The sequence below is a fragment of the Sphingobium sp. JAI105 genome (assembly GCF_015752145.1).
GTDB classification, from domain to species: domain Bacteria; phylum Pseudomonadota; class Alphaproteobacteria; order Sphingomonadales; family Sphingomonadaceae; genus Sphingobium; species Sphingobium xenophagum.
Genome location: NZ_JADOUC010000001.1, coordinates 1,466,732 through 1,484,668 on the forward strand (window position 1 = coordinate 1,466,732; position 17,937 = coordinate 1,484,668).

Sequence of the window (17,937 nt, forward strand, 5' to 3'; positions counted from 1 at the left end):
TCGTGCTGAAGTTCAGTTGTCGATCTTTACAAATTTATGGTGTAAACTTGTAAAGTCTGCACAGGAGTCACTGCAATGCGCAAGGATAGCCCGGTTTATATGGGGCCACGATTGCGGCGGTTGCGCCGCGACCTTGGCCTGACCCAGGCGGATATGGCCGCTGATCTGGACATTTCCGCCTCTTATGTCGCGCTGCTGGAGCGCAACCAGCGGCCGCTGACGGCCGATATGCTGCTCCGACTCGCGCGGACCTACAAACTGGATATGGCGGAGGTGGCGGGCGATGGCGGCGCGGAGCAGACCGCGCGACTGCATGCGGTGCTCAAAGACCCGATGTTCGCCGATCTGGACCTGCCAACCCTCGCCACCGGGGATGTCGCGGTCAATTATCCCGGCATTACCGAATCGCTGCTGCGGCTCTACACCAGCTACAGGGAGGAGCATCTGGCGCTCGCCGACCGCGCTGTTGGGCAGGATGCGCCGGAGGAAGTTCCCGATCCGGTGGCCGAATCGCGCCGCTTCCTGGCCGCCCGCCGCAACAGTTTTCCGCTGCTCGACGATGCGACGGAAAAGCTGGCGGCGGAAGCGGAGGCCGAGGGCGGGCTGACGGCATGGTTGCGCGTCAAACACAATCTGCGCGTCCGCCGCCTGCCGTCGGACGTCATGGCCGGATCATTGCGCCGCTATGACCGGCATCGCGATGCGGTGCTGCTGGACGATACGCTCGACACCGCCAGTTCGCAGTTTCAGCTGGCGCTTCAGATCGCCTATCTGGAGATGCGCAAAAGTTTCGACGCGATCCTGAAGGACGGCCAGTTTGCCGGGGAAAGCGGCCGCAGGCTCGCCCGGCGAGCGCTGGCCAGCTATGGGGCGGCGGCGATCCTGATGCCCTATTCCGCCTTCGCCAAGGCGGTCGAAACGCGGCGCTACGATGTCGAGGCGCTGGCGCGGCAGTTCGGCACCAGTTTCGAGCAGACCGCGCATCGGCTGACCACCTTGCAGAAACCGGGACAGGAGCGGGTGCCCTTCTTCTTCCTGCGCGTCGATCCGGCAGGCAATGCATCCAAGCGGCTCGACGGGGCAGGATTTCCCTTTGCCCGCCATGGTGGCTCCTGCCCGCTCTGGTCGGTGCATCGGGTGTTCGAGACGCCGCGGGAAGTCGTCACCCAATGGCTCGAACTGCCGGACGGGCAGCGCTTCTTCTCGATCGCCCGGACCGTCACGGCGGGCGGTGGCGGCTGGGGCGCGCCAAGGGTGGAGCGGGCGATTGCGCTCTGCTGCGCGGCCGAGCACGCCCATCGGCTGATCTATACGCAGGACCAGCCGACGCCAGACCCGACTCCGATCGGCGTCACCTGCCGCCTGTGCCATCGTCCCCAGTGCCTGGCCCGCTCCGCTCCGCCGATCGGGCGGGACATGCTGCCCGACGATTATCGCCGGACCCGCGCGCCCTTCGGCTTTGCCGACGGCTAGGATTCGATCAGGTCGAGATAGGCGACCACGTCATTGTCGGTCGCCAGATACAGGCCGTCCTGCGTTTCCTGCGTCTGCTGTTCGGCCACGCGCAGCGCTTCGCTCAAGGGGCCGTACATCAATGTCGTCGCGCCGCCATCGTCACCCAGATGGTAAAGCCGGACGGTGGCGCTGTCATAGGTGGTTCGCATGATCGCAGTATCCGACGCCCCACTGCTCGACACAACCCCATATCCCGCCCATCCTGAGCTTGTCGAAAAGTCGTCCTCCGGCACGAGAAGGGCTTGGCTTCCGGCAGGCTCAGCCCGGACGAGGGCTGGGACAATCCTCTATCGCCGGTCCTTGACCTTCATGGAGGGGGCAAGGTCATTCGCGCCGATCCGCACCGCGTCGTCGGTGAAGTTGGCGACGAAGGTGGAATTGCGCTCCAGGCCAGGCACGAAACCTGCCTTGTTACCTTCGATCACCAGCCCCGCGCTTCCATGTTCGCGGCCTTCGGGGGCGACGGTAATGAAGGCGGACCAATTATCCTTGTCCTTGCCCTGCACCATCTCATTGCCGCTGATGATGCCGCTCGCGCCGTTAGACAGGTCGATCATGTAGTTGGTGAGCTTGCCGCCGCTATCGTCGAAGCTGTTGCCGGTGATGGTGACGCGGGCGGTACGGGTCTTGAGATAATGGCCGCCATCGCCAAGGTCGAACCGGCTGTTGGTGACGGTCAGTGCCGCCAGACGCCCGATATAGACGCCATGGGCGCAATCCAGGTCGCGGTCGCAACGACCCAGATGACGAAAGGTCGATTTGTCGATGCTGACCTGCCCGCCATCATAATCGCTGGTCAATATGCCTTCCTCGCTATTGCGGAACAGGCTGTTGCGGACGGTCAGGTTGCCGCTTTCCAGGCGGATGCCTGCGCCATTGCCATCGGGCACGCGGATATTCTGAAAGATGATGCCGTCGACCGTGCTCGCCCGCCCCCGCAGCACCAGGGCTGCCTTGCCCTCGCACGGGACGCCGTCGAAAATCACCGTGCCGGGCGTCGCGGCGCGGATGGTGACATCGCCGCCCTGCTGGACGCCACATTGGTGATAGGTGCCCGGCGCGACGACCACCGTGCCGCGCCCATCGCCGATCGCGCCCAGCGCATCGGCCAGCGAGCCAAAGGCGCGGCCCGATTCGGCAAGCGTGAACGGGGCGGGATTGCCCTGCGCCAGCGCAGTCGAGGCGATGGCGGCGGAGACGAGGAGGCTGGTGGACAGGATACGCATGGCGGCAAGGATAGGCGCGCGCGACGCAGCGACCAAGGCAGGAACGGGGTTAACGCCGCCCTGCCCCGCTATGGGACAGAGTAGCGGATAAAGGTTGCGGTCTGCGGTGAGGCCGTAGCGACGTCGGCGAAGGGCGTTATCCCGCCGCGTCCTCGCACAAGGCCTTGAACTGCGCCATCATCTGATCCCAGCCGGGATGGAAGCCCATTGCCTCATGCCGAGCCTTGGCTTCTGCGTCCCAATGACGGGCGGTGGCGGTGAAGCGGGTGGCTTCGCCCTCGTCGGCGAAGGTCCAGATGGCCGTCATGAAGGGGGTTTGCGGAACCCAGCCTGCGGCATAGGCGTCAGTGGTGACAACCCGCTGGCCCGGCACCACCTCCAGAAAGACGCCCTCCATCGGGCCGGTTTCCTCTCCATCCGGCCCGAACATCTGGACCGCGCTGCGACCGCCGGGGCGCAAATCTTCCTCGATGACTTCGGCCCGCCACGGTTTGGGACAGAACCATTCCGCCTTGCGGTCGGTCCACACCGCCCAGCATGTCGCGCGCGGGGCAGCGATGGTGCAGCTGACCGACAGCTCATGCGCGCCCTCGCTCATGCCGCTTCCGCCCCGCGCACGCCCACCAGCGCGAACATCGCGCCCTGCGGGTCGCGCGCCTGGATGATCCAGCTGCCGCCGGGCACTTCGGACGGGCCATTGAGAATGGTGCCGCCGCCTGCGGTGACGCGCTGCGCCGCGGCGTCAATGTCGGCCACGACAAAATAGAAGAGCCAGAGCGGCACGGGCATTTCCTTGGGGAGAGGCATGATGCCGCCTGTCATGCTCGTAAAATCGCCGCCGCCCGTCTGGGAGATGAGTTGATAGACGCCCATGTCGCCCATATCCATGGCGTCGCCTTTGGCCCAGCCGAACTGGCCGGTGTAGAAGGCCATGTCGGCGTCGAAATTGCCGCTGTAAAGTTCGTGCCAGCCAACATGGCCCAGCGCCATGGGCGACGGCGCTTCCACGCCATCAGGGCTGGAGCCTTTGAGCAGCATGAAGGTCGCGCCGCCCGGATCGCCCATCACCGCGAAACGGCCAACGCCCGCAATATCTTCCGCCGGGCGCTTGATCCTGCCCCCGGCTGCGACCAGCCGCGCGGCATCCGCATCGACATCGGCCGAGGCGATATAACCACCCCACCAGGGGGTCATGCCGCAATCCCTGGCCTCATCCGGGATGGCCATCACCCCGCCCAACGGCCCGGCGCTGCCGACGACCAGCGTATAGCCGCCATCCTCGCCGAACGGCATGGTGGTCCAGCCTATGACATCGCTGTAGAAGGCGAGCGCCGCCTGCGGGTCGCTGGTCATCAGCTCGACCCAGAAAAATTGCCCGTTGCGATCAGTCATTGTCCATCTCCCGCCCGGCGGCTCAGGCCGTTTCGTCGACCAGTACCGAAAAGCCGCCATAGATGAGGCGTGCGCCGCTGAACGGCATGTCCTGCTCATCCTCCGGCTTCATCCGCTCGTCGGCCATGACCTTGGCCGATCCGGCGTCGCGGGTTTCCTTGTCGGGCCATTCGATCCAGGAGAAAACCACTTCTTCCCCTTCCTCGGCCATTACGGCTGTGCGGAAGTCGTTGACCTTGCCTGGCTTTATATCGTCACCCCAGCATTCGACAACGCGGATCGCGCCATGTTCAATGAAGATCGGCGCGGCCATGGCGGCCAGATCGCGATAGGCTTGCCTGTTGCCCTTGGGCACCGGGATCACGAAACCGTCCATATAGGCCATCGTCTCTCTCCTCCTTGGCCCCGCGATGCGCAGGCATGCGGGCTAACCGTCAAACGACTCGCCGGTCATGATGCGCCCGCCACTGCTCATGCGCAACGGCGGGGACGCTCATTCGGTATTGGTCGGCAGCGGCTGAACCATCAGCTTTGGGCCCGACGTGGCGGGCTGGGTTGGCGCTGCGGCAGGCGGACGGGCCGGCTGTGCCGCAGGTGCCGCATCGGGCGGTGGCGGCAGGTTTTGCTGGATCGCGCTCGTCACGCTGGGGGCAAAGCCCTGGCGGGGCGCCTCGCCCGGCGGCACGGGCGGCGGGGGCAACGGGCTGGGGACCGCCCATACGGTCACCGTTCCGCCAAAGCGCGATTGCCATTCGGCCAGCCGCCGCAGATAATCCGCATAGGCCGCGTAGAAATCCTGAAACGGTTTTTCGAGTTCGGCCAGTGCGGTCGGGGCATAGTCCAGCAGGGCGCTGGATGGCATCGCCAACAGCTTGGCCCCCACCGCTTCGGCTACCGGGCAAAAGCTTTTCATGACGGGCGGCAGCGAGAAGAAATTATAGACGGTGGTGTTGAGCCGTTCGCGCGCGCCGAACCCGGCGGCGCCATAGGCGACCTTGTAATTGCGATCGACCGCTTCGTTGGCCTGCGTCAATATGGGGCCGTGAACATGCAGCAGGCGATTATATTGCAGCCGCGCAAGATCGCCAGGGCTGCGGCAGGACAGCGCCGCGACGTTGAGCGCCATGCGGACATGCCATAGCGCCGTGTTCGACGTGACCTTGCGATTGGGGGTCAGATATTTGCCATCCTGAATTTCCGGGATGCTCATATTTTCCACCGCGCCCATGGGCGGACGCGGCCTGACCGTTTCGACCAGCGGCGGCGGCGGCGTGGGTGGCGGGGGCGGCGCGACAGGGGTCGAACAGGCCGCCAGCACGGCCAGCGACACAAGCGAAAGACGGCCATAAAAACGGCGCAGGACGATCATCAATTTCTCCGATGGGCTGCGCACCGTCATGCCGGGCATTCCGGCCGGAGGAAATATGCTGGATTAACCGTTCATCGCGCGAATTCAGGCAGCCCGTCGCTCCAGCGCCACTGCCGCCTCCGCCATCAGTTGCGCGATGATGTCGGCTACGGGTTCTTCCTTGGTCACCATCCCGACCGACTGGCCCGCCATCAGCGACCCGCCATCGACATCGCCGTCGATCACCGCCCGGCGCAGTGCGCCAGCCCAGAAATGTTCGATCTGCAACTGTGCTTCGCCCATGTCGACCGCACCGGCATCGAGCAGGTTGGCGACTTCGCGTTGCTTGGCGGTGAAATTGTCCATGCCTGCATTTTTGAGCGCGCGCACGGGGATGATCGGCAGGCGCGGGTCGATCTGGACGCTGGCGACAGCATCGCGGGCCGACGCGCGGAAGAAGGCTTTTTTGAAGGCGGGATGGGCGATGCTTTCGGTGGCGCAGGCAAAGCGGGTGCCCAATTGCACGCCCGCTGCCCCCATTTCCAGATAGGCGGCGATCGCTTCGCCCCGGCCAATGCCGCCCGCGACGAACACCGGCAACTGACCGCTCATTTCGGGCAGGATTTCCTGCGCCAGCACGCTGGTCGCAACCGGGCCGATATGGCCGCCCGCCTCATTGCCCTCCACCACCAGCGCATCGACGCCGGACCGGGCCAGTTTCTTGGCCAGCGCCAGAGCGGGGGCGAAGCAGATCAGCTTCGCGCCCTTGGCCTTGATCGCCTCGATACTGCCCTTGGGCGGCAAGCCGCCCGCCAGCACGACATGGGTAACGTCATGCCGCGCACAGACGTCGATCAGGTCGAACAGTTGCGGGTGCATGGTGATGAGGTTGACGCCGAAAGGCTTGGCGGTCAGCGCCTTGGTCGCGGCGATTTCCGCATCCAGCAGGGCGGGCGTCATCGCGCCGCAGGCAATCACGCCAAACCCCCCGGCATTGGATATGGCCGCCACCAGATGCCGTTCCGACACCCAGCTCATCGCCCCGCACAAAATAGCGGTATCGCAGCCCAGAAACTGCGTGCCGCGGGCCATGAGGGCAGTGAGTTTGGCGTTGGTCATGTGTCGAACCTAAAGAAGCGCAAAAGCCACCGCCAGTCGTGAGGCCGGGAGATGGATCCCCGCCTTCGCGGGGATGACGATGGAAGTAAAGAGCGAAGCGACTAGGCTGCCGGCGCGTCGAGACCATAAGCGGTATGCAGCACGCGGACGGCCAGTTCGGTTTCATCCTCGTCGATCAGCACGCTGACCTTGATCTCGCTGGTGGAGATGGCTTCGATATTGATGCCGCGATCGGCCAGCGTCTTGAACATGGTCGCGGCGACACCGGCGTGGCTGCGCATGCCCACGCCCACGACGCTGATCTTGGCGACTTCGGTGTCGGTGATGATGCGGCGGAAGCCGATGGCGTCCTTGTTGGCTTCAAGGATGTCGACGCTGCGCGCCAGGTCAGCGCGCGGGACGGTGAAGGTGACGTCAGTCTCTTCATTATCCTTGGAGTCATTCTGGATGATCATGTCGACGTTGATCGCCGCGTCCGCCAACGGCGTGAAGATGCTGGCGACCGCACCCGGCTTGTCAGGCACGCGGGTCACGATGATCTTCGCCTCATTCTTGTCATGGGCGATGCCGGTGATGAGCTGACGTTCCATCTTGTTTTCCTTGCGCTTGGCTTCCAGTTCCTCGTCGCTGACGATCAGCGTGCCGGGCAGGTCGGTCTGGGTGGGATCATCGAAGGAGGACAAGACCTGCACGACCACGCCTTCCTTCATGGCGAGGCCGACTGACCGGGTTTGCAGCACCTTCGCGCCGACCGAGGCCAGTTCCAGCATCTCCTCATAGGTGACGAGGTCAAGCTTGCGCGCGCGCGACACGATGCGCGGGTCGGTGGTGTAGACGCCATCGACATCGGTATAGATGTCGCAGCGATCCGCCTTGATCGCGGCGGCGACCGCGACGGCGGAGGTATCCGAGCCGCCCCGGCCCAGCGTCGAGACGCGGCCATCGGCCATCATGCCCTGAAAGCCGGGGATCACGGCCACCTGGCCCGCGCCCATCGCGGCGAGCAGCGCGTCGGTGTCGATGCTGCTGACCCGCGCCTTGGCATGGGCCTCGATCGTCTTGATCGGCAGCTGCCAGCCAAGCCAGCTGCGCGCGTCGACGTCCATGGCTTTCAATGTCATCGCCAGCAGGCCGCTGGTGATCTGTTCACCGGCAGCGACGACGACATCATATTCGGCCGGGTCATAAAGGGCGGATGCTTCCTTGCAGAAGCCGACCAGCCGGTCCGTCTCGCCCGCCATGGCCGACACGACGACGGCGACTTCATGGCCCTGGGCCACGACATGTTTGACCCGCGCGGCCACGTTGCGAATTCGTTCCATCCCCGCCATGGAGGTGCCGCCGAATTTCATCACGATGCGCGCCATTTGCTTGTCGAACCTGCCTGTCAAAAGGAATAGGAGTGAGACAGAAAATGTCCCAGAAGGGCGAAACGGCGCTTCTTTAGCAGCGGATACGGATATGGCAAGCAACGCGACATCGACCATCGACCCCAAAGAGGCCGCCCATTTCGGCACGATGGCGGCCGAGTGGTGGGACCCGCAGGGCAGCAGTGCGATGCTGCACAAGCTGAACCCGGTGCGGCTGGCCTATATTCGCGCCGCGATCGATGCGCATTGGCCCGGCAAAACGCATGATTTCGAGCCGCTTGCCGGCAAGCGCGCGCTGGATGTGGGGTGCGGTGCGGGGCTGCTGGCCGAACCGCTGGCGCGTCTGGGGGCAAGCGTGACCGGGCTGGACGCCGCGCCGGAGAATATCGCGGCAGCGCGCGCCCATGCCGCGCCGCAGGGTCTGGCGATCGATTATCGTGCGACGCCAGTAGAAGCTGTGGTGGACGGGGGATTTGATCTGGTGACGTCGATGGAGGTGATCGAGCATGTCGCCGATCCCGCCGCGTTCGTTCGCGCACTGGCGGACAAGCTGGCGCCCGATGGCCTCATGATCCTGTCCACGCCCAACCGTACCCCCCTGTCCCGCCTGGCCATGATCACGATCGGCGAGAGCATCGGCGGCATTCCCAAGGGAACGCATGACTGGGGCAAGTTCATCACGCCGGACGAACTGACCGCGTTGCTGGAGCAGGCCGGGCTGGAGGTGATCGACAGTAGCGGCCTGAGCTTCGATCCGGCGCGCGGCTTCACTTTGTCAGAGAACAAGGCGATCAACTATCTGTTGACCGTGCGGCACCAAAGATAAAGCTGTTGCAGGGAGAGGCTTGATCCGCGCCACCCGATGAAAAGGGTGGTGGACAGGGTTGGGTTCGAACCAACGTAGGGCGTAGCCCGGCAGATTTACAGTCTGCTGCCTTTAACCACTCGGCCACCTGTCCATACCCGTCGCGATCAGGAAAAAGCTTCTTTCCCGCGCTGGAGGCGGCTCAATGGCGAAAGGAGGCTTGCCTGTCAATGGTCGGATGTGAAAAGAGCGCTTCCATGAAAAGAGGTCATCGTTCCGCCAAGCCCAAGGGCGCGTTCCCGCGCTTCTATGGTCGTCACGCCGTCACCGCGGCGCTGGCCAATCCCAACCGCGTCGTGCGCAAGATATGGGGCACCCGCGAAGCGCTGAGCGCGCTGGATCTGCCCCCGGTGCTGCCAATCGTCTATGCCGATGTGGCCGATATGGGCCGCATGGTCCCGTCCGACGCCCCCCATCAGGGCATCGTCGCGGAAGTCGAGCCGCTGGACGATGTCTGGCTGGGCGACGTGCTGGACGAAGGGCGCGATGACACGCGGCCCATATTGGTGCTGGATCAGGTGACCGACCCGCATAATGTCGGCGCCATCCTGCGCTCCGCCGCTGCGTTCGATGCGCTGTGCATCGTCACGCAGGACCGGCACGCACCGCCCGAATCGGGGGTGCTGGCGCGGGCGGCGTCCGGCGCGCTGGAAATCATGCCATGGGTGCGGGTGGTCAACCTGGCGCGCGCTTTGGATGAAATTGCGGAGGCGGGCTACTGGCGGATCGGGCTGGATGGCGAGGCCGATACCAATCTGGGCGACGCGATCGGCGAATCGCGGGTGGCGCTGATGCTGGGCGCCGAAGGCGAAGGGCTGCGCCACAACAGCATGGCGCATTGCGACATTTTGGCTAAACTGCCGATCAGTCCGCGGATGGAGAGCCTGAACGTATCCAACGCCGCGGCCATCGCCCTGTACGCCGCCGCCAGCCGGTAGGCAGCCGACCGGGCGGCCAAGTCTGGGGGGACGTCGCCATGAATCGTCTGTTGCGTTGGATGCTGGCATTGCCGGGGGTGATGGCGCTTTCGGCGTGTCTGGTGACGCCGGGCAAGTTCGATTCCTCGCTCGATATTCGGGCCGACCGCAGTTTCAGCTTTGCCTATAAGGGCGAGATCATCGCGTCTGACAGCGGCAAGGGGGCGATGGGCATCCCTGAGCCGGCGAGCGAGGATGAAGAGGCCGCGCCAGCGCAGCTGTTGCAAATTGCGGCGGAGAAGTTCGACAGTGAAGCCGACAATAGTGACGATGCGCAAATGCGCGCGATCGCCGACGCACTGACGAAAGAAAAAGGTTTTAAATCAGTACTTTATATGGGAAATCGCATATTTGACATCGATTATGCGATCAGCGGTCGGCTGACCCATGCCTTCCTGTTTCCCTTCAACATCGACGCGCAGATCGTGCTGCCCTTCGTGGCGGTGGAATTGCGCGGGGATGATCGGGTGCGGGTGAAGGCGCCGGGCTTTGCCAACGGATTTGACAAGAGCCAGGGTCCATCGCTGGGCGCTGGCGGGCCGGGCGAAGCAGCGGCCAAGGCGCTGAACGGCAGCTTCACGCTGACCAGCGATGCGGAGATTATCAGCCAGAATCAGGAGGATGGCGCGCAGACGGTGGCCAATGGCAAGCGTATCGTCTGGCGGGTTACCCCGCTGACCAGCGAGGCGCCCGCCGCCACGCTGCGGCTGCAACGGTAAATTTTACGGAACGGAGCCGCACCGGCCCGCACGTCTGCCCGACCTACCGCAATATATACTGAGCGGGAGGCCGGGTGGAGGCGTGGGCCGGTGCGGTCTAAAATCAATCTTCCGGCGCGATGGTGACGCGCAGGCCGTCCAGTGCGTCGGTCAGAACGACCTGGCAGGACAGACGGCTGGTGTCGTTGCGATGGTCCGAACTGTCGAGCAGATCATTTTCATCCTCGCTCATCGCGGGAAGCGAATCGGCAAAGGCGGGGTCGACATAGACATGGCAGGTCGCGCAGGAGCAGCAGCCACCGCACAGGGCCAGCAGTTCATCAAAGCCGTTGTCGCGGATGACTTCCATCACCGACAGGCCATTGTCGCCATCGACAGCCTGTTCTTCGCCCGCACGGTTGACCACAATCAGTTTCGGCATCTATCCAGTCCCCAAGAATTTTCTTCGCCGCTCTGACGGACAGACGTCGGGAAATCAAGGGTGGAAGGAAACAACAGATGGTTACGACAGCAGAGACGTTGCGCGGCAGTCTGGACGCCATCGCCGCGATCGAACCGGGATTTGTCGCGGCGCTGGCGCGGGTTGGCTATCCTGAGCCGCGCCTGCGGGAGCCGGGCTATGAGACGCTGCTGCGCACGATCGTCGGTCAGCAGGTCAGCGTGGCGGCGGCAGCGGCGGTGTGGCGCAAGCTGGAGGCGGACCTTGGCGCAGGCTGCGCGCCCGATGCGCTTCTGGCGCGCGATCATGACGCGCTGCGCGCCTGCGGCCTGTCGCGCCAGAAGCAGGGCTATGCCCGCAGTCTGGCGGAAATGGTGCTGAGCGGGGCGCTGGATCTGAACGCCCTGCCCGCCGACGATGAGGAAGCGATTGCGCAGCTTATCCAGATCAAGGGGATTGGCCGCTGGTCGGCGGAAATCTATCTGCTCTTTGCCGAAGGACGGCCCGACATCTGGCCTGCGGGTGATCTGGCAGTACAGATAGAGGTGGGCCGGATATTGGGCCTGCCCGAACGACCAAGCGAAAAGGCGACCCGCCAGCTTGCCGAAGCCTGGCGTCCGCATCGCGGCGCCGCCGCCATCATGGCGTGGCATCATTATAATACAGAGGTTTTGTAATCCATGTCCCCCACCCTGCCCCATGCCCGCTACATCGTCCTGACCCATGAGGGCGTTTGGAAAATCAACCTGAACAACACCTATTATGGCCCGTTCGACACGCAGGCAGCGGCGGTGGACAGTGCGACGGATACCGCGCGCAAGGCCAGCGAGGGCGGCTATCCTGCCTCGGTCCTGCTGATGAAGGACGCCACCAATTTCGAGACCATCTGGAGCAGTGTGCAGGGGTGATGCTGCCTGTCGGCCCATCGCCAAGGGATTCTTGTCGCCTGGGGGGAACCGCGCGGGCAGCGGAGCATTTCTTGTCCTAAATCATACAGGCCCCAGGAATGAGCAAGAGAGTTTTGATAGTTGAGGACGAGATTTTCGTCGCTTTAGAGATTGAACAGATTGTCGAGGAGACGGGATTCGATGTCAGCGCGATTGCTGCCGATCGTCCGGCTGCGCTGGCCTGCGCGGAATCCTGCGACATAGCTTTGGTCGACCTGAACCTGCGCGATGGGCCGACCGGGCCGATCATCGGCATGGAGCTGGCGAGCCGCTATGGCATTCGTGTTATCTATGTGACCGCCAATCCGTCGCAAATCGGCGAGGCGTCGGTCGCGGCGCTCGGCGTGATCACAAAGCCGTTTCGTTCGCAAAGCATTTCCGCCGCGCTGCAACTGGCCGCGGCGGAAGAGCCCGAATTGCACGCCGCAGAGATTGCAGGCTTTATTCCGTTCCTACAGAGCGGCTCATCGAGCGGGTTGGTATCCAGAGGCTGAGTTTCAGCCCGTCAGCAGACCAGTCCCGCGCAATCCGCCCGCCCAGCTGCCGCTCCACGCTCAAGGTGATGAGGCGGCTGCCAAAACCGTCCGGCTGCATCGACTGAACCGCTGGCCCGCCCAATTCCTGCCAGTCGATACGCACATCCGCCCCTTCACGCGCGATATGCAGGGCTATCCGGCCATCCGGCACCGAAAGCGCGCCATATTTGGCGGCATTGGTCGCCAGTTCGTGGAACAGCAGCGCCAGAGGCGTTGCCGAGCGATCATCAATCGGCACATTGTCGCCCGACAGCGCGATGCGCGAGCGATCCCGCGAATTATAGGGCGCGAAAATCTGGTCCAATATGCCCCAGAGCAGCCCTTGCCCCTGCCCGACCTGCGGCGCGGATTCGGCGCTGTGCGGGCGGACGAAATCATGGGCGCGGCCGAGCGCGAGAATGCGATCGCGCAAATCTTCGGCAACGGCGCCGATTTCCGGGTGCTGGCGCGCCGACAGGCCAATCAGCCCGGCGATCACCGAAAAGATATTCTTGATCCGATGGGATAGCTCATGCGCGATCATCTCGCGCTCTTCCATCATCAACTTCTGTTCGTGGATGTCGGTGCAGGTGCCGATCCAGCGCAATATAGTGCCGGCCCCGTCGCGGATCGGCAGGGCGCGGCCCAGCGTCCAGCGATAGTCGCCGCTATGATGGCGCAGCCGATATTCGATTTCATAAGGCTCGCCGGTTTCCAGCGATTTGCGCCAGCGGCCCCAGGCGCGTTCCTGATCGTCAGGATGGAACATGTCATTCCACCCTTCGCCATCGGTCGATCCGGCCAAGACGCCGGTATATTCATACCAGCGGGCATTATAATAATCGTGATAGCCGTCGGGCAGGGTCGACCAGACCATCTGCGGCATGGTGTCCGCCAAGGTACGGAACATGCGATCGCTGTCGGCAATGGCCGCTGCGTCCTGGCGTTGGCGCGCTATGACATCGCGGTCGCGACGACGCCCCTCCAGTTCGACCATCACCTGCCGCGCCAGCAGGGTCAGCCCCTGCCGCTGGATCGGGGTCAGATCAGCGCGGGGCTGCGTATCGATGACGCACAGGGCGCCCAACGGCACGCCAGCGCTGTCGATCAGCGGCGCACCAGCGTAAAAGCGGATATGCGGTGGGCCGGTAACCAGGGCATTGTCCGCAAAACGCGGATCCTCGCACGCATCGGGCACGACGAAAATATCGTCGCCGAGCATGGCCAGCGCACAGAAGGACACGTCGCGCGGCGTTTCTTCCGCGTCGAGGCCGGTGCGCGCCAGAAAGCGCTGGCGCGCTTCCTCCACGATGCTGACCAGAGCGATGGGCGCATCGCAAAGCGTCGAGGCGAAGGCGGTAATCTCGTCCAGATGACGAAACCCGCCGGCATCCAGATCATAGAGCGCCAGGAGCGCCCCACGATCGGTGCCCAGACCGCTATGGTCAGCCATCGCTGGCGCGTTCGATATCGGCGCCGACGGCGGAGAGCTTTTCCTCCAGCCGCTCATAACCGCGATCGAGATGATAGACGCGATTGACCTGGGTTTCGCCTTCCGCCGCAAGGCCGGCCAGGATGAGGCTCATCGACGCGCGCAGGTCGGTTGCCATCACCGGCGCGCCGACGAGCCTGTCGACACCACGCACGACCGCCGTGCGCCCGTTGACCGCGATGTCCGCACCCATGCGCGCCAGTTCAGGCACATGCATGTAACGATTTTCAAAGATGGTTTCGGTCAGCACCGATGCGCCATCCGCCATGGTCAGCATCGCCATGAACTGCGCCTGCATATCCGTGGGGAAGGCCGGGAACGGCGCGGTCGACAGGGTCAGCGGCTTGAGCTTGCCGTCGGACGATACGCGAATGCCATCCTTGTGGACGTCCACCTGCACGCCTGCGTCGCGCAGCGCGGCGATGATCGCGTGCATATCCTCGCCATTGGCGCCGATCAGGTCGAGCGACCCGCCGGTGATCGCTGCGGCGCAGGCATAGCTGCCCGCCTCGATCCGGTCGGGCATGACGCGGTAGGTCGCGCCATGGAGCCGCTCACGACCATGGATGACGAGCTTGTCGGTGCCGACGCCTTCTATATCCGCGCCCATGGCCAGCAACAGGCGGCACAGATCGACGATTTCAGGCTCTCGCGCCGCATTTTCCAGAATGCAGGTGCCCTTGGCCAAAACTGCGGCCATCAGGGCGTTTTCGGTCGCACCGACCGAGACCACCGGGAAGGTGTAGATGCCGCCGGGCAGGCCGCCGTCGGGCAGGCTGGCGCGGACATAGCCCGCCGCAATCTCGATAATCGCGCCAAAGGCTTCCAAAGCCTTGAGATGCAGGTCGATAGGCCGGTTGCCGATCGCGCAGCCGCCGGGCAGCGATACCCGCGCTTCGCCCGCGCGCGCCAGCAGGGGGCCAAGCACCAGGATCGAGGCGCGCATCTTGCGCACAATGTCATAGGGCGCTTCGGTCGATGTAACGCGCCCGGCCCGCATGGTCATGACCCGGCCGAAATCTTCCGGCCTTGCCCCTTCGATCATGGTCGAAACGCCCAACTGGTTGAGCAGATGACCAAAGCTGTCAACGTCGGCGAGGCGCGGCAGGTTGCGCAGCGTTACCGGCTCGTCAGTCAGCAAGGCGCAAGGCAGCAATGTCAACGCTGCGTTTTTCGCGCCGGAGATGGGAAGGCGGCCGTTGAGCACTTTGCCGCCGCGGATGATGATGCGGTCCATTAGGTCAGGGTTAATAGCGGCAAACGCGCGCCGTGCAAGGTAACCCGGCGCCGAATTATGGGGCCCTGCCGTAAACCGGAAACAATTAATCAGACCTTGATCGAGTTTAGTGCGGTTAACCAAAATGCAGCCAAAAGGCGCTTCGGGCGTTTTGCCATCGTAACGAGAATTTTTAAGAGGTTTATTGGTGGTAACGAGTTGTTTCGCAGAAAGGCTGGCCAAGCATGTGCCGCTGTCCGACGCGGAAAAGGCGGCCCTGGCCCGGCTGGAGGAAAATCCTCGCAAAATGAAGCGAGGCGGCATGATCCAGCGTGTCAATGATACGGTTACCGAATTGTTCGTGCTGCGCGAAGGACGGGTGATGAGTTTTGTCATCCTGCCCGACGGCAGCCGCCAGATATTGCGCGTCTATTTCCCCGGCGATTTCATCGGGTCGGCCAGCACCATTTACAGCAAGGCCCCCGAATCGCTGGTCGCGCTGACCGACGTGGTGGTGTGCCCGTTCGACAAGCATGCGCTGCGCCGGTTGCTGGAGGAATATCCGCGGGTTGCCGCGCTGTTGTTCCTGCTGTCCAATGCGGAGCGGGTGGCGATGACCGATCGGCTGGCGTCACTGGGCCGCACATCGGCCAAGGCGCGGGTCGCCTCCTTCCTGCTCGACATGTTCGACCGGCTGCGGGTGACCGACGACAGCGTCAGCGACAGTTTCGACCTGAAGCTGACGCAGGAGGAGATTGGCGATTCGATCGGCCTGACATCGGTGCATGTGAACCGCATGATCCGCCAGATGGAACAGGAAGGGCTGATCAGCCGCTCCAACGGTCGCATCACGCTGCACCAGATGGGGCGGCTGGAGGAAATCGGCCATTATACCAACCGGCACAAGGATATGGACCTGGACTGGTTGCCGGTCGGATAAAAGCAGGCAGCGCGGCAAATGCCGTGCCGTTACGCCAGCAGTTCGACATCCCAATAGAGCCAGTCGTGCCAGCTTTCGTGCAGATAGCCGGGCGGGAAGGCGCGGCCATGCTCCTGCAAATGCCAGCTGGTCGGGCGGATCGGCTGGACGTGGAGCTGCATCCCCGCCTCTTTGGGTGTGCGCCCGCCCTTTTTGAGGTTGCAGGGCGAACAGGCGGTCGCGACATTTTCCCATGTGGTGCGTCCACCGGCGCGGCGCGGCACGACATGATCGAAGGTCAGATCGCTGGTGCTGCCGCAATATTGGCAGGCGAACTTGTCGCGCAGGAACAGGTTGAAGCGGGTGAAGGCGGGATGCTCGGACGGCTTCACATAATGTTTGAGCGCGATGACCGACGGGATTTTCATGTCCAGACTGGGGCTGTGCACCTGCCGCGCGTAGGAGGCGATGATGTCGACCCGGTCGAGAAAGACCGCCTTGATCGCGGTCTGCCACGGCCACAGGCTCAGCGGATAATAGCTGAGCGGCGTGTAATCTGCGTTCAAAACCAATGCCGGACAGTTTTCCGGATGCCGTATAAGGTCGGGATGGTACATAGAAAGCCTCTACCCCCTTGCCGACGCTGCTGATCCACCAGCAACATGACACCCGCATGACAGCATTAACCAATATCGCCCGTCAAGAGCCTGTATGACATCATCCGTCGCACCACAGCATGTTGTTACCCGCTTCGCGCCAAGCCCCACCGGGCGGTTGCATGTCGGCCATGCCTGGTCGGCGCTGCTGGCGCATGACATGGCACGAGCGGCGGGCGGCACGTTCCGCCTGCGGATCGAGGATATTGATGGCACGCGCAGCCGGGCGGAGCATGTCGCGGGGATCATCGAGGATCTGACCTGGCTGGGAATAGGCTGGGATGGCGAGGTGGTTTTCCAGTCGCGGCGGCTGCCAAGTTATGACGCGGCGCTGGAACAGTTGCGCGACATGGGGCTGCTCTATCCCTGTTTCTGTACGCGGGCGGACATTGCCGCCAGCACGAGCGCGCCGCATGGGCCGGAAGGGCCGGTTTATCCGGGGACGTGCCGGGGATTGAGCGAGGAGGAGCGGGCGCGACGGATTGGCGCGGGGGAGGCGCATGCGTGGCGGATCGATATGCAGGAAGCCGTAGCGCGGGCAGGCACAGTGACATGGCACGCGATGTCCTTTTCTCCGCTGTCATGCCCGCAGATGAAGGCACAGGCGTTGCACCAGGCCGCGCCCCTCATCCATGGCGACGTGGTGCTGGCGCGCAAGGACGCGCCGGCAAGCTATCATCTGTCCTGTACGCTGGACGATGCCGCGATGGGGATCAGCCATGTGCTGCGCGGCGACGACCTGCTGGGGGCGACGGACGTGCATCGCCTGTTGCAGGCGCTGCTTGCCCTGCCCTCTCCAGCCTATATCCATCATCCTTTGCTCGTGGATGCCGATGGCAGGCGCCTGGCCAAGCGAAGCGGGTCGATTGCGCTGGCGGACCTGCGCGCTCAGGGCATGGACGCGGCGGCACTGGTAGCTGACCTTAGGGGTGGACGCTTTCCGGTTGGCATCGGGCCTGCAAGCGCCTAGGTTACAGGCCATGAACACCGTCCTTGTCATCGCCCTCATCCTGGCCATGGGCGCAACGCTGTTTGCGCTGATCCGCGGCATCATCTCCTTCCTTCAGGTCACCAAGGAGGAATTGAACGCGCCCGAAGGCAGCGGGCCAAGCCCGTCGCGGCTCAAACAGAATAAGATGATGTTGAACCGCGTGCTGTTTCAGGCGGCGGCGATCATCATCGTCGCGATCCTGCTCTTGTCCAAGGGCAATTAGCCGATTCC

General features: G+C 63.8%; 22 protein-coding genes and 1 tRNA gene. 10 read left to right on the forward strand and 13 right to left on the reverse strand.

Annotated features, from left to right (window positions below; genetic code table 11):
* The first annotated feature begins 75 nt into the window (after positions 1-75).
* Positions 76-1,473 carry a helix-turn-helix domain-containing protein gene (locus IWY39_RS06940; RefSeq protein WP_107124205.1) on the forward strand — a complete coding sequence of 466 codons (1,398 nt, stop codon included), beginning with the start codon at positions 76-78 and terminating at the stop codon, positions 1,471-1,473.
* On the opposite strand, the gene IWY39_RS06945 is transcribed toward IWY39_RS06940, so the two are convergent.
* The 8 genes from IWY39_RS06945 to IWY39_RS06980 form a co-directional block, all read right to left on the reverse strand.
* Positions 1,470-1,664 (reverse strand): hypothetical protein, encoded by a 195-nt coding sequence (locus tag IWY39_RS06945; protein ID WP_107124289.1) that lies wholly within the window; start codon positions 1,662-1,664, stop codon positions 1,470-1,472. The two genes, IWY39_RS06940 and IWY39_RS06945, sit on opposite strands and share 4 nt — an antisense overlap.
* Positions 1,665-1,802: 138 nt before the next feature.
* The gene (locus IWY39_RS06950; RefSeq protein ID WP_107124206.1) at positions 1,803-2,741 is read right to left on the reverse strand and encodes a NosD domain-containing protein; all 939 of its coding nucleotides are present in this window, start codon (positions 2,739-2,741) and stop codon (positions 1,803-1,805) included.
* Positions 2,742-2,877: 136 nt separating this feature from the next.
* Positions 2,878-3,339 carry an SRPBCC domain-containing protein gene (locus IWY39_RS06955; protein ID WP_107124207.1) on the reverse strand — a complete coding sequence of 154 codons (462 nt, stop codon included), beginning with the start codon at positions 3,337-3,339 and terminating at the stop codon, positions 2,878-2,880.
* Positions 3,336-4,133, reverse strand: a complete 798-nt coding sequence (locus IWY39_RS06960) for a VOC family protein (protein WP_107124208.1) — start codon at positions 4,131-4,133, stop codon at positions 3,336-3,338. Before IWY39_RS06960 ends, IWY39_RS06955 begins: the two co-directional genes overlap by 4 nt.
* A 22-nt stretch (positions 4,134-4,155) precedes the next feature.
* Entirely contained in the window at positions 4,156-4,518 is a 363-nt protein-coding gene (locus tag IWY39_RS06965) for a DUF1428 domain-containing protein (RefSeq protein WP_107124209.1), read from the reverse strand.
* A gap of 108 nt (positions 4,519-4,626) precedes the next feature.
* A complete protein-coding gene (locus tag IWY39_RS06970; protein ID WP_107124210.1) occupies positions 4,627-5,541 on the reverse strand; it encodes a hypothetical protein in 915 nt (304 codons plus the stop codon).
* A gap of 45 nt (positions 5,542-5,586) precedes the next feature.
* Entirely contained in the window at positions 5,587-6,600 is a 1,014-nt protein-coding gene (locus IWY39_RS06975) for an NAD(P)H-dependent flavin oxidoreductase (RefSeq protein WP_107124211.1), read from the reverse strand.
* A 101-nt stretch (positions 6,601-6,701) separates the two neighbouring features.
* Positions 6,702-7,967 carry an aspartate kinase gene (locus IWY39_RS06980; RefSeq protein ID WP_019053502.1) on the reverse strand — a complete coding sequence of 422 codons (1,266 nt, stop codon included), beginning with the start codon at positions 7,965-7,967 and terminating at the stop codon, positions 6,702-6,704.
* A 94-nt stretch (positions 7,968-8,061) separates the two neighbouring features.
* Here IWY39_RS06980 and ubiG point away from each other — a divergent pair, with 94 nt between their 5' ends.
* The gene (ubiG, locus tag IWY39_RS06985; protein ID WP_107124212.1) at positions 8,062-8,796 is read left to right on the forward strand and encodes a bifunctional 2-polyprenyl-6-hydroxyphenol methylase/3-demethylubiquinol 3-O-methyltransferase UbiG; all 735 of its coding nucleotides are present in this window, start codon (positions 8,062-8,064) and stop codon (positions 8,794-8,796) included.
* A gap of 46 nt (positions 8,797-8,842) precedes the next feature.
* Here ubiG and IWY39_RS06990 read toward each other — a convergent pair.
* Positions 8,843-8,929, reverse strand: a tRNA-Tyr gene (locus tag IWY39_RS06990).
* Between the two features lie 103 nt (positions 8,930-9,032).
* On the opposite strand from IWY39_RS06990, the gene IWY39_RS06995 reads away from it, so the two are divergent.
* On the forward strand, positions 9,033-9,773 hold the full coding sequence (locus IWY39_RS06995; RefSeq protein WP_181316671.1) for a TrmH family RNA methyltransferase: 741 nt from the start codon (positions 9,033-9,035) through the stop codon (positions 9,771-9,773).
* Between the two features lie 38 nt (positions 9,774-9,811).
* Positions 9,812-10,531, forward strand: a complete 720-nt coding sequence (locus IWY39_RS07000) for a hypothetical protein (protein WP_107124214.1) — start codon at positions 9,812-9,814, stop codon at positions 10,529-10,531.
* A 103-nt stretch (positions 10,532-10,634) separates the two neighbouring features.
* Here the strand turns inward: IWY39_RS07000 and IWY39_RS07005 are convergent, their stop codons facing one another.
* Positions 10,635-10,952 (reverse strand): 2Fe-2S iron-sulfur cluster-binding protein, encoded by a 318-nt coding sequence (locus tag IWY39_RS07005; protein ID WP_017181425.1) that lies wholly within the window; start codon positions 10,950-10,952, stop codon positions 10,635-10,637.
* 77 nt (positions 10,953-11,029) lie between these two features.
* On the opposite strand from IWY39_RS07005, the gene IWY39_RS07010 reads away from it, so the two are divergent.
* From IWY39_RS07010 to IWY39_RS07020, 3 genes are all read left to right on the forward strand, one after another.
* Complete coding sequence (locus IWY39_RS07010; RefSeq protein ID WP_019053505.1) at positions 11,030-11,647, forward strand: DNA-3-methyladenine glycosylase family protein; 618 nt, start codon at positions 11,030-11,032, stop codon at positions 11,645-11,647.
* 3 nt (positions 11,648-11,650) lie between these two features.
* Positions 11,651-11,878 carry a DUF2188 domain-containing protein gene (locus tag IWY39_RS07015; RefSeq protein WP_107124215.1) on the forward strand — a complete coding sequence of 76 codons (228 nt, stop codon included), beginning with the start codon at positions 11,651-11,653 and terminating at the stop codon, positions 11,876-11,878.
* 98 nt (positions 11,879-11,976) lie between these two features.
* Positions 11,977-12,411, forward strand: coding sequence for a response regulator (locus IWY39_RS07020; RefSeq protein WP_019053507.1), 435 nt, complete (start codon positions 11,977-11,979; stop codon positions 12,409-12,411).
* Here IWY39_RS07020 and IWY39_RS07025 read toward each other — a convergent pair.
* Together IWY39_RS07025 and murA are read right to left on the reverse strand one after the other, a co-directional pair.
* Positions 12,359-13,885 (reverse strand): PAS domain-containing protein, encoded by a 1,527-nt coding sequence (locus tag IWY39_RS07025; protein WP_107124216.1) that lies wholly within the window; start codon positions 13,883-13,885, stop codon positions 12,359-12,361. The genes IWY39_RS07020 and IWY39_RS07025 overlap by 53 nt on opposite strands.
* Positions 13,878-15,161, reverse strand: a complete 1,284-nt coding sequence (murA, locus tag IWY39_RS07030) for a UDP-N-acetylglucosamine 1-carboxyvinyltransferase (RefSeq protein ID WP_017181430.1) — start codon at positions 15,159-15,161, stop codon at positions 13,878-13,880. Before murA ends, IWY39_RS07025 begins: the two co-directional genes overlap by 8 nt.
* A 184-nt stretch (positions 15,162-15,345) precedes the next feature.
* Between murA and IWY39_RS07035 the strand changes: the two genes are divergently transcribed.
* Positions 15,346-16,080: a Crp/Fnr family transcriptional regulator gene (locus IWY39_RS07035; protein ID WP_019053509.1), complete on the forward strand. Its 735-nt coding sequence runs from the start codon at positions 15,346-15,348 to the stop codon at positions 16,078-16,080.
* Between the two features lie 29 nt (positions 16,081-16,109).
* Here the strand turns inward: IWY39_RS07035 and IWY39_RS07040 are convergent, their stop codons facing one another.
* Positions 16,110-16,676 carry an HNH endonuclease gene (locus tag IWY39_RS07040; protein WP_017181432.1) on the reverse strand — a complete coding sequence of 189 codons (567 nt, stop codon included), beginning with the start codon at positions 16,674-16,676 and terminating at the stop codon, positions 16,110-16,112.
* Positions 16,677-16,770: 94 nt separating this feature from the next.
* Here IWY39_RS07040 and gluQRS point away from each other — a divergent pair, with 94 nt between their 5' ends.
* Both gluQRS and IWY39_RS07050 read left to right on the forward strand, forming a co-directional pair.
* A complete protein-coding gene (gene gluQRS, locus IWY39_RS07045; RefSeq protein ID WP_107124217.1) occupies positions 16,771-17,685 on the forward strand; it encodes a tRNA glutamyl-Q(34) synthetase GluQRS in 915 nt (304 codons plus the stop codon).
* A 10-nt stretch (positions 17,686-17,695) separates the two neighbouring features.
* Entirely contained in the window at positions 17,696-17,929 is a 234-nt protein-coding gene (locus tag IWY39_RS07050) for a twin transmembrane helix small protein (RefSeq protein WP_017181434.1), read from the forward strand.
* Positions 17,930-17,937: the final 8 nt, after the last annotated feature.